The organism is Bacillus sp. ISL-7 (assembly GCF_018613065.1).
In genome coordinates, this window is the sequence record NZ_JAGGQW010000012.1 from 26,058 (window position 1) to 36,240 (window position 10,183).

Genomic DNA, 10,183 nt, shown 5'->3' on the forward strand with positions numbered 1-10,183 from the left:
TTGAGAAGGAGATTACAATTAATGAACAACAAAAATAAAACAGTTGTCCGTTCGATGGATGTATTAAATCTATTTATAGAGCATTCCGAATTATCATTTCAAGAAATTATTGATCTATCAGGAATTCCAAAAACTTCAGTCTATCGAATGCTCTCGTCGTTAGAGGAAATGGGGTTTGTGGAAAAAGGAAGTGATTTGAAGTACAGACTTGGACTTTTGTTTCTCAAATTTGGCCATCTGGTTTTGGCGAGGATTGACCTACGTCAGATTGCCTACCCATTTATGGTTGAATTACATAATGATATTAAGGAAGCCATTAACTTGATTGTTAGAGAAGGGAACGAAGCCATCTATATCGAGAAAATTGACACAAAACAAAAGGTTCGTCTGTATACTGCGATTGGAAGGAAAAGTCCCCTTTATGCTGGGGCCTGTCCACGTGCGATCTTGTCCTTTTTACCTGATTTAGAAGTGCAGGAATATCTCGAATCAACTGAGCTCAAATCGTTTGCACAAGGGACAATTACTGACAAAGAGAGAATTTATGAAACGATAAAACAGGCGAGAATCGATGGATACACCATCAGCCATTCTGAATTGGAAAACCATACATCTGCGATCGCCTCCCCCATTTTTAATCACCTAGGTGAAGTGATAGCGGGCATTAGTATAGCGGGCATTGAAGCGAATTATCAAGGTGATAACATTGAGAAATATGCGAAGAAAGTGAAAAAAGTTGCAGAGGAAATATCGATGCGATTAGGCTATACGAAATGAAAAGAACGGGGCGGTCTCTGCATCAACACACAGTTTGATGTAGAGACCGCCCCGTTCATACGATTTGAAGCCACATTTTCATCTGCACCTGTACTCTCATTCATAAAGTGCTTTAAAGCGAATGCCTAACGCTAATTTGCGGAGCCTCTGCTCTTGTATGATTAGTTCTATTTCTGCTTGTTCAAGCGAAACTTCCTTGAACTCCATGTTAGCGTTAGGCTGCATCTGGGCCAAACAAGGCAGGTCGACGGAAATGACTTGACCAATTTTGGGATATCCTCCAGTCGTTTGTCGATCTGCCATTAAAATAATCGGCTGTCCGTTTGAAGGAACTTGAATGGTCCCGTACGTAACTCCTTCTGATAGCAGCTCAAATTTTTCTGATAAGTTGAGTGATTCTCCTTCCAACCGATAGCCCATCCGATCCGCCTGAGTGGTTAACGTGTACCGATCCGAAAAAAATGTTTGTTGACTAGCCGCATCGAAACGCTCGAACTCAGCCCCTCGTAAAACCCTTATCGTTTGTGTTTTATTAAATGATATAAATTTTGTATAGTTGACTGACCATGGAAAATGAGTAGTCATTTTTTCGAGCTGATGAACGAATGCCCGGCTGATTCTATTGAAGGTTCCGCTCTCAAACACATCCCCTTTTTGTAATGCTCTGCCGTGAAACCCTCCAATCGCCGCGCGAAGATATGTGCTTTTACTTCCCATCACTTCGGGAATATCAATTCCGCCAGCCAAGGCCACGTACGCCCTGCATCCCTTAAGGGCGGATTTAAACTTTAAAATAGAACCTTTGCGGATCAGGACGGGCCGCCACATCGGTGCTTCCTTCCCGTCGATTTTAGGCTGAAGGTCACCGCCTGTAATCGCAATTAACTCATCTGTTTCAAATTCGAGAGTTGTCCCAAACAGGGTAACTTCAAGTGCACCTTCTCCTTCGTTATTTCCCACGAGTAAATTTGCGACTCTAAGAGAAATAGGATCCATGGCACCACTTACGAGTACCCCGAATTTTTGTGAACCGAATCTCCCTAAATCTTGGATTGTAGTCAATAATCCAGGATGAAGCACTTTAATGCTCATTGTTTCATCTCCCTATAGGCAGCATACTCTTCATGTGTAATTGGTACATAGCGGATTCTATCTCCAGACTGTAACATCGTTGGCGGTGAAAGTTCGGGAAGAAACAAATCAAGCGGGGTGCGCCCGATAATTTGCCATCCTCCTGGTGTTTCCAGCGGGTAGATGCCTGTTTGTTTTCCAGCAATTCCAACGGATCCCGGCACGATGGCCAGGCGGGGTGAATCTTTACGTGGTGTGGCAATCCTTTCGTCCATTCCCCCCATGAACGGAAAACCTGGCGCAAAGCCAATCATATAGACTAAGTAATCAGCTGACGAATGAATTTCAATTACTTTTTCAACAGAAAGTCCATGATACGTTGCTACATACTCTAAATCTGGACCAAATTCTCCTCCGTACAAGACTGGGATGGTTATTAGCCGTTGTTCAGGTTTTTCACTCGTTCCTAATAGATCTAGTAACGCCAAAATGAAGGTGCTTACTTTTTTATAAGGACTTGTTGCTTCTTTAACTGGGTTGGACAAATAGACGGCAACAGGATTGTAATAAATGGTCAAGCTATTATAAGACGGTACAGATTCCATGAATCCTGTAAACGGCTTCTTTTCTAATAAGTTGGATAGATTTTTCACTTTTTCATGGATGGCGGGGCTCATTCCATCGCCTAACTGAATCACAAGAGCAGAATCCCCTAAAGGCCTTAAGTTAACATTATTTTTATGATGGGCCATTATAATTTTGCTCCTCTAAGTTTCGAATTTCGGTAACTAAGTTCTGTTAAACGGATACTACCAATATTATAGTTTATACAAATTTAAATACAAGTCTATAAATATGGAATATTATGATATTTATAATTTTCTTATAATTATATTCAATTGAAAATATTTATGCTAGAATTGGTTTAAGTTTTAAAACTAGAGTTCCGAATATCGAAACCAAATAAAGATGAAAGCGCTCTTCTGAAGGGGACGAGTAATGAAGATGGAGGGGAGAAACATGTTTCAAGTGGATTTGAATTGTGATTTAGGGGAGAGTTTTGGCCGGTACAAGCTTGGGGAGCAGGAAGAAATTTTGAAATACGTTACATCGGCAAATATTGCTTGCGGTTTTCATAGCGGGGACCCAAGTGTAATGAGAGAAACGGTAAAGATGGCCATTGCTAATGGGGTCAAAGTTGGAGCGCATCCTGGTTTGCCAGATTTAAACGGATTCGGGCGAAGGGAAATGGCTATTACACCTCAAGAAGGATATGACATGGTCGTCTACCAAATTGGGGCATTGCAAGGATTTTTAATGACGTTCAATGAAAAAATGCAGCATGTAAAACCCCATGGTGCTTTGTACAACATGGCTGCAAAGGATAGAAAACTTGCCGAAGCCATTGCCCAAGCGGTTTATGACGTATCCCCGTCCTTAATATTATTCGGCCTTGCCGGCAGTGAATTGACAAAAGCCGGAGAGAAGTTCGGTTTACGCACGGCACATGAGGTATTTGCAGATCGTACGTATCAAGCGGACGGGTCTTTGACTTCTCGCTCACAAATGGATGCGCTGATTACAGATCAAGAACAATCTGTCGCGCAAATTGTGAAAATGGTGACAGAAGGAAAAGTAGTATCCCAGCAAAAAACAGAAGTTTCGCTGCGTGCAGATACCATTTGTATTCACGGTGATGGTGCACACGCCCTAGCCTTTGCCAAATATATTAACGAAACATTAGAAAAGAACAATATTACGGTAGATGCAATCAGTAACTTGGAGGTTTACTATGGAAAATCCTAAATTTGATGTTCCACAAAAAGATGTCAAAGCTTCTAAGCAAAAGAAGGTAAGTAGAAGTGTCTTACTCGGTGCGGCATTTTTAATGGCGACTTCATCGATTGGACCTGGATTTTTGACCCAAACGACTGTATTTACACAGCAGTTGGCTGCAAGCTTTGCCTTTGTTATTTTAATTTCATTATTATTAGACATTTTTTCACAAATGAACATTTGGAGAATCATTGCCGTCTCTGGGTTGCGTGGACAAGAAATTGCCAACAAAGTGTTCCCTGGACTCGGAGTTGTCTTGGCCATACTTATCGTCATAGGCGGTTTGGCGTTTAATATCGGAAACGTAGCTGGCGCTGGATTGGGTCTGAATGCCATGCTTGGATGGGATCCCATTACAGGTGCAGTGATTAGTGCACTATTAGCGATTTTTATTTTTGTGGTTAAAGAAGCAGGTAAAGCAATGGACAAATTCGCGCAAATCGCAGGGTTCGTTATGATCCTCCTCATGTTGTACGTTGCATTTACGACAGCACCGCCGGTTGGAGAGGCGATTGTGAATACGTTTATGCCGGAAAAGATTAGCATGTTTGCTATCGTTACGCTTGTTGGAGGTACGGTAGGAGGGTATATTACGTTTGCAGGCGGACACCGTCTATTAGACGCGGGCATCAAAGGTGTGGAAGCTTTGCCAGCAGTTACAAAAAGCTCTGTTACAGGGATTCTCGTTACCGGTATTATGCGTGTGGCATTATTCTTGGCTGTTCTTGGGGTTGTAACAAAAGGACTAGCGATTGATCCAGCGAATCCGCCTGCTTCGGTGTTCCAACTAGCTGCAGGTGACGTTGGTTACCGTATGTTTGGTGTAATCATGTGGGCTGCTGCGGTAACATCGGTTGTAGGAGCGGCGTATACGTCGGTTTCCTTTATCCGCACGTTTCATCCAACCATTGAGAAATACCAAAATTGGGTCATTATTGCATTTATCGTTATTTCAACAGCGACATTTGCCATTGTTGGAAGGCCAGTAACAATCTTGCTTATTGTTGGAGCATTGAATGCCCTTATTTTGCCAATAGGTTTAGGTACATTATTAGTTGCCGCCTACAAGAAAAGTATCGTAGGTGAGTACAAGCATCCGCTATGGTTGACGATTCCGGGTTGTTTTGTTGTTGTGGTAATGGGCTATTTGAGTGTTGTGACATTGATCGAACAATTACCTTTGATTTTTAAGTAATTTTATATGATTGCCAATTTAGGAGGGTTCATTTTGGGGAACTATGAAACATTGGAGCCGGAAAAAATTAGGGAGTTGATTCGGAAGCAAGAGATTACAGGACCAACTGCCGGAATGTCAAAAGGGTATACCCAAGCGAACTTGGTGATCTTAAAAAAAGAGCATGCCTTTGACTTTTTGCTGTTTTGTCAACGGAATCCGAAGCCATGTCCTTTATTGGACGTGACGGAGCCTGGCTCATTTGTTCCTGCTTTGATTGCCAAAGGGGCAGATATCCGAAAAGACATCCCGAAATATCGTATATACAGAGAGGGTGTTTTTACAGAGGAAGTCGCAGATATTGCCGAGTATTGGGAAGACGACATGGTGGGCTTCTTGCTAGGGTGCAGTTTTACATTTGAAACACCACTCCTTGAGAGCGGTATTCCGGTCAGGCATATCGAGGAAAACTGTAACGTTCCGATGTACAAAACGAATATTAAGTGTGAAAAAGCAGGCCTGTTTGAGGGGCCGACCGTCGTTAGTATGAGGCCAATGACACCGCAGGATGCCATCCGTGCCGTTCAGATTACGTCTCGTTTTCCGGCCGTACATGGTGCGCCAATCCATATCGGAAATCCAAGCGAAATAGGCATCATGGATCTTTCAAGACCTGATTTTGGAGATGCTGTGTCCTTGAAACCAGGGGAGGTTCCTGTATTTTGGGCTTGTGGTGTAACCCCTCAAGCCGTCGCGATGGAAAGTAAGCCTTCCATCATGATCACTCATGCACCAGGATGTATGTTCATTAGTGATATAAAAGATGAAGCTTTCAGTGTGCTATAAAACGTAACTATTGATAATAGGCTAGACATTTCGTAGTCTTATAGAAGATCCTGCGATAAACAGAGTCTGCATACTATCGTGAGGTGATGCATCAGTGCGTCGTCTCTTTGAACTTTACGGTGACGAGTTCGACCTGCTTGTTTGTCGTTGAAAAGGGGATGGAAAATATATCTACAAAATCGAAGGCTGCGCTTTTCGTGCTCATTTTGATCTGGGGCGCAAGCTGGCCAATCAATAAATTAGCAGTACCCTATTCACCGCCATTGCTTTATGCAGGACTGCGTACACTGTTAGGTGGAATCTTGTTGACACTAATTATTTGGAAGACGCGGAAGGCGATCAATTGGCGGAATAACTGGCAGAAGTACTTTATTGCGGCTTTCTTTAACTCCATCCTTTTTTTCGGGCTTCAGACGTTAGGATTGCTCTATTTACCGGGTGGATTGTTTTCCGTGCTTGTCTATTTTCAGCCGATTTTACTCGGCCTTTTCGCTTGGATGTTCCTAGGTGAATATTTATCGCCAATCCAAATCATTGGTTTGTTGCTTGGATTCGTTGGGATCGCAGTCGTTAGTGTCGACGGTTTGACCGTTCATATCTCACCAATTGGAGTGATACTCGGGTTACTAACAGCGGTAAGCTGGGCGTCAGGTGTTATCTACGTAAAGAAAGTAAGCAAAGAAGTGGATGCATTTTGGATGGTGGCGATTCAATCTGTGATTGGAGGCATTTTCCTCCTAAGTACTGGAACAGTGTTTGAAAGCTGGTCTGCAATCGAATGGAATCGATATTACATAGTAGGGCTCTGCTTTGGTGCGACCATTGGCATCCCATATGCCTACATCCTTTATTACAAGCTTGTTAATGCGGGTGAGGCAAGTAAAGTTGGTTCCTATACGTTTCTCATTCCTATTGTTGCTGTTCTCCTCGGCGTGCTTTTCTTGGGAGAAACGGTGACCTATACCCTGATTGTCGGGATGTTATTAGTTGCCACAAGCATTCATTTTGTGAATTTCCGGTATAAGCCTAACTACAAAAGGATGAGTAATAAATAAAATCATCGACTCAATTAAATATTCCTTAATAAGCCCACTTATTTAATGGGCTTATTTTTTTAACTATATTGTCTTACTCACATAATCATTGCGATATTTAGCGGGTGAAACGTTCATCATTGTAGTGAATACGCGTGTAAAGGAATGCACTGATCCAAAGCCGGTGACATCAGCTATCTCTTTAATAGGAATGCTTGTCATTTCAAGAAGACGGGCCGCCTCTCTTACTCTTTCCTTGCGAATATAATTGGAGAAACTTTCACACAGTTCAGTGGAGAAGAGCCTTGATAAATGACGACTAGAAATGTGAAGATAGTTGGCGACATGTTCTAGCTTCAATGGTTCTGATAAATGCTCCGGGGTAACTCCCCAATAATGGACCTTAAAGGCAATTCCTTCTCCAAACGGCCACATGGCGAATTGATACCTTTCACTGAGTTTACATGATTGGACGACCAAAAATATCTCTCCGATGTCTTCAAAAGACAAAAAAACAGCCTCTATTGATAAAGACTGGAATCCATTATTTTCTTAAAATTATAACAATTATACTATTAAACACGCTTTAGATTAGAATAACCCGTTTTTATTATTTAGGTATTCAATTAAATCATTTGTTCCAATAGGCTTTTGCTTCTGCCTCAAGTACCTTTAATCTTTTGTAGTAATCAGGAAACTCGTTAAGATGAGTCAGTGCAATTTTCCAGTAATAATAGGATCATTCCCAGTAACATTTGTTTGGCTGGATTGTTTTCCATGTTCAAGTTCAGTATTTACTCCCATCCAAAACTCATTTAAATCAAACTTGCTTTTATTAAAGTCAATGCCTAAAAGTAAAGCTATTGCTGCTGCTTCCTCTTTAGAAAACCAGATTTAACAATGTTTAAATTATTTGTTGAACGATTATTTTTAAACCTATTTGGATTTCCATTAGTTGGATAAGGATATGTCATACCATAGTTATAACTGTTAATGAAGTGGTTCTAATTCGGATTATTATAGTAGTACAAAACACATCACTCCTAAAAAGGGTATTTATCAACAATTTACGTTAGTTACCTGTTTATGAGCATGTCTTCTAAAAGTAAAATAATAGTGAATTTAACAAAAAATACGACTTGGCTTTTAAACTAACCTCTCTCTATATAGAAAGGAAAATCTCTCGATTTCTCATTTTCTCCAAATTACGTAGTAGTCTGTTTTAATATTCATTTGAAGATTGGAATAATGGTGTATTAAGGGATAATTTTGGGAATTCACACTGCTTTTTACCGATGGTAAACAGAATACGTATGAGCTTATTACATATTGCAATTAGAGATTGCATCTTCTTCAAAGGATTATTTGGACGCTTTGTAAAATACTCATGTAATGCTTTAAAAGCGGTATTTTTAGCGACCAAAGGCATTGCAACTCGAAAGAAGAGAGCTCTTAAAGTCTAAAGCGAAAAATGATAATTTCCCTGGTGGAATGAATATTCTTTACGGATTAGCTGAAGATGGTGTAGCTTTATCACCTATGAATAATAAAGCTGCCAACAAAGATGCTATTAATAAAGCTGTTAATGATTGGATAGATAAAATAAAGTCTGGAGCTATAAAGGTCCCTGGAACTCTTGCTGAATTAAAAACATTTAGCCCTAAATAATAAATAAGCGAAATATTGCACCTACTTATTTAGGTGCGAAGTTCGAGTTAGAATATTTAAAAAATAAAAAAAATTCTTTTATCAAGAGAACAAACTGTTATATAATAAAAAACAGAAAAATCAAAGGGGGCAATTTATGGAACAGTTTGTTAATTGGCTTAGTGGCATTATTTGGAGCCCGGCACTAATTTATTTATGCTTGGGTGTAGGTTTATTTTACTCTTTTGCAACTAGATTTCTTCAAGTAAGGCATATGAAGGACATTATTCCTTTAATGTTTAAAGGTGGAAAATCAGAAGCAGGGATTTCATCATTCCAAGCTCTAACCCTTGCCTTGTCTGGCCGAGTTGGAACTGGCAACATTGCCGGTGTTGCCACGGCGATTGCCTTTGGTGGACCTGGTGCGGTTTTTTGGATGTGGACAATTGCTTTCTTAGGTGCAGGTTCAGCTTTTGTTGAGGCAGCTTTAGGTCAGGTGTATAAGGTAAAACAAGATGGTCAATTCCGAGGCGGACCTGCCTATTACATAGAAAAAGGATTAAAAATGAAATGGTATGCGATTTTATTCGCTATTGTAACCGTTATTGCAACGGGAGTCCTTTTACCAGGTGTTCAAGCAAATAGTATTGCATCTAGTGTTAAAAATGCTTTTGGAATTAGTCCTGCACTAACTGGTGGCGTTCTAGTTGTTTTTCTAGCAATCATCATTTTTGGCGGCGTTAAACGGATTGCTCGTGTAGCTGAATTCGTTGTACCTTTCATGGCATTAGGTTATATAATCATTGCCCTCGTGATCGTGGCTATGAATATTTCTGAGTTACCAGCTGTTTTAAAACTAATCTTCTCCAGTGCATTTGGTGCGAATGCTACCTTTGGAGGAATTTTAGGTGCAGCTATATCTTGGGGAGTCAAACGCGGTATTTATTCAAATGAAGCAGGACAAGGTACTGCCCCACATGCTGCAGCTGCAGCCGAAGTTTCCCATCCTGCAAAACAAGGCATTGTTCAAGCGTTTTCTGTATACATTGATACATTATTTGTGTGTTCTGCAACAGCGTTCATGATTCTTATTACAGGAATGTATAATGTTGCACCAGAGGGAAAGGCGGAAATTGTCAATAAACTTGGTGATGTAGAACCTGGTCCAGCGTTTACACAATCTGCTGTTGAATCAGTAATGCCTGGATTTGGAGCTCCAATTGTTGCTATTGCTTTATTGTTCTTCGCATTCACGACCATTATGGCCTATTATTATATGGCAGAAACAAACCTTGCCTATATTAATCAAAAAGTAAAACGAGTGTGGACAGATTATGTTCTCAAAATTGCTATTTTAGGAATGGTATTCTATGGAAGCGTGAAAACAGCAGGTCTTGCTTGGACATTAGGGGATATCGGTGTAGGAAGTATGGCTTGGTTAAATATTATTGCTATTCTCCTCCTGACAAAACCAGCTCTAAAAGTTCTCAAAGACTATGAAGCACAGCTTAAAGAAGGAAAAGATCCTGTATTCGATCCTGTAAGGTTAGGTATTAAAGATGCTGATTTCTGGGAGAATGAATATTCCCGACCTAATGAAAAAGAGGAAAAGACAGGCTGATAACTAAAATATAGAGGGACTGACTAAATGAACTATAACCCGAATATTGGACACTAATTAAAAAGTGCCCCTTATTCGGGTTTTTCTATGTCCTCACACAGAAAACCCGTTTATAATAAAAGAATTATTGTGGACGGAGGATTTACATGAGTAAGAATTTATTTACGGATTTTAAGT

The 10,183-nt window shown here is 40.4% G+C and carries 11 protein-coding genes and 1 pseudogene; 7 read left to right on the plus strand and 5 right to left on the minus strand.

Annotated features, from left to right (window positions below):
- The first annotated feature begins 21 nt into the window (after positions 1–21).
- Positions 22–777 carry an IclR family transcriptional regulator gene (locus J7E66_RS03100; RefSeq protein WP_214997984.1) on the plus strand — a complete coding sequence of 252 codons (756 nt, stop codon included), beginning with the start codon at positions 22–24 and terminating at the stop codon, positions 775–777.
- Between the two features lie 96 nt (positions 778–873).
- Here the strand turns inward: J7E66_RS03100 and J7E66_RS03105 are convergent, their stop codons facing one another.
- Positions 874–1,869 carry a 5-oxoprolinase subunit C family protein gene (locus J7E66_RS03105; protein WP_251032732.1) on the minus strand — a complete coding sequence of 332 codons (996 nt, stop codon included), beginning with the start codon at positions 1,867–1,869 and terminating at the stop codon, positions 874–876.
- Entirely contained in the window at positions 1,866–2,600 is a 735-nt protein-coding gene (gene pxpB, locus J7E66_RS03110) for a 5-oxoprolinase subunit PxpB (protein ID WP_214997985.1), read from the minus strand. Before pxpB ends, J7E66_RS03105 begins: the two co-directional genes overlap by 4 nt.
- 268 nt (positions 2,601–2,868) lie before the next feature.
- On the opposite strand from pxpB, the gene J7E66_RS03115 reads away from it, so the two are divergent.
- The 4 genes from J7E66_RS03115 to J7E66_RS03130 all read left to right on the plus strand — a co-directional run bounded on the left by J7E66_RS03115 (position 2,869) and on the right by J7E66_RS03130 (position 6,759).
- Positions 2,869–3,654, plus strand: a complete 786-nt coding sequence (locus tag J7E66_RS03115; protein WP_214997986.1) for a LamB/YcsF family protein — start codon at positions 2,869–2,871, stop codon at positions 3,652–3,654.
- Positions 3,641–4,879 (plus strand): NRAMP family divalent metal transporter, encoded by a 1,239-nt coding sequence (locus J7E66_RS03120; protein WP_214997987.1) that lies wholly within the window; start codon positions 3,641–3,643, stop codon positions 4,877–4,879. Before J7E66_RS03115 ends, J7E66_RS03120 begins: the two co-directional genes overlap by 14 nt.
- A gap of 6 nt (positions 4,880–4,885) precedes the next feature.
- The gene (locus J7E66_RS03125; protein WP_214997988.1) at positions 4,886–5,704 is read left to right on the plus strand and encodes a putative hydro-lyase; all 819 of its coding nucleotides are present in this window, start codon (positions 4,886–4,888) and stop codon (positions 5,702–5,704) included.
- Between the two features lie 158 nt (positions 5,705–5,862).
- Positions 5,863–6,759, plus strand: coding sequence for a DMT family transporter (locus tag J7E66_RS03130; protein WP_214997989.1), 897 nt, complete (start codon positions 5,863–5,865; stop codon positions 6,757–6,759).
- 63 nt (positions 6,760–6,822) lie between these two features.
- On the opposite strand, the gene J7E66_RS03135 is transcribed toward J7E66_RS03130, so the two are convergent.
- The 3 genes and pseudogenes from J7E66_RS03135 to J7E66_RS03140 all read right to left on the minus strand — a co-directional run.
- Entirely contained in the window at positions 6,823–7,248 is a 426-nt protein-coding gene (locus tag J7E66_RS03135; RefSeq protein WP_214997990.1) for a helix-turn-helix transcriptional regulator, read from the minus strand.
- Between the two features lie 121 nt (positions 7,249–7,369).
- Positions 7,370–7,459: a DUF5661 family protein gene (locus tag J7E66_RS32745; RefSeq protein ID WP_374103822.1), complete on the minus strand. Its 90-nt coding sequence runs from the start codon at positions 7,457–7,459 to the stop codon at positions 7,370–7,372.
- A 501-nt stretch (positions 7,460–7,960) separates the two neighbouring features.
- Positions 7,961–8,167, minus strand: a pseudogene (locus tag J7E66_RS03140) (IS110 family transposase); the annotation flags it as partial.
- Between J7E66_RS03140 and J7E66_RS03145 the strand changes: the two are divergent.
- Together J7E66_RS03145 and J7E66_RS03150 are read left to right on the plus strand one after the other, a co-directional pair.
- Positions 8,167–8,406, plus strand: a complete 240-nt coding sequence (locus tag J7E66_RS03145) for a hypothetical protein (protein ID WP_214997991.1) — start codon at positions 8,167–8,169, stop codon at positions 8,404–8,406. The pseudogene J7E66_RS03140 and the gene J7E66_RS03145 sit on opposite strands and share 1 nt — an antisense overlap.
- 136 nt (positions 8,407–8,542) lie before the next feature.
- A complete protein-coding gene (locus tag J7E66_RS03150; protein WP_214997992.1) occupies positions 8,543–10,006 on the plus strand; it encodes an alanine/glycine:cation symporter family protein in 1,464 nt (487 codons plus the stop codon).
- Positions 10,007–10,183: the final 177 nt, after the last annotated feature.

What these genes read in the sequence shown, in the direction of transcription:
- J7E66_RS03105 (WP_251032732.1), bottom strand. Translation starts at nt 1,869, where the DNA reads ATGAGCATTAAAGTGCTTCATCCTGGATTATTGACTACAATCCAAGAT.
- J7E66_RS03115 (WP_214997986.1), top strand. Translation starts at nt 2,869, where the DNA reads ATGTTTCAAGTGGATTTGAATTGTGATTTAGGGGAGAGTTTTGGCCGG.
- J7E66_RS03130 (WP_214997989.1), top strand. Translation starts at nt 5,863, where the DNA reads ATGGAAAATATATCTACAAAATCGAAGGCTGCGCTTTTCGTGCTCATT.
- J7E66_RS03125 (WP_214997988.1), top strand. Translation starts at nt 4,886, where the DNA reads ATGATTGCCAATTTAGGAGGGTTCATTTTGGGGAACTATGAAACATTG.
- J7E66_RS03150 (WP_214997992.1), top strand. Translation starts at nt 8,543, where the DNA reads ATGGAACAGTTTGTTAATTGGCTTAGTGGCATTATTTGGAGCCCGGCA.
- J7E66_RS03100 (WP_214997984.1), top strand. Translation starts at nt 22, where the DNA reads ATGAACAACAAAAATAAAACAGTTGTCCGTTCGATGGATGTATTAAAT.
- pxpB (WP_214997985.1), bottom strand. Translation starts at nt 2,600, where the DNA reads ATGGCCCATCATAAAAATAATGTTAACTTAAGGCCTTTAGGGGATTCT.
- J7E66_RS03120 (WP_214997987.1), top strand. Translation starts at nt 3,641, where the DNA reads ATGGAAAATCCTAAATTTGATGTTCCACAAAAAGATGTCAAAGCTTCT.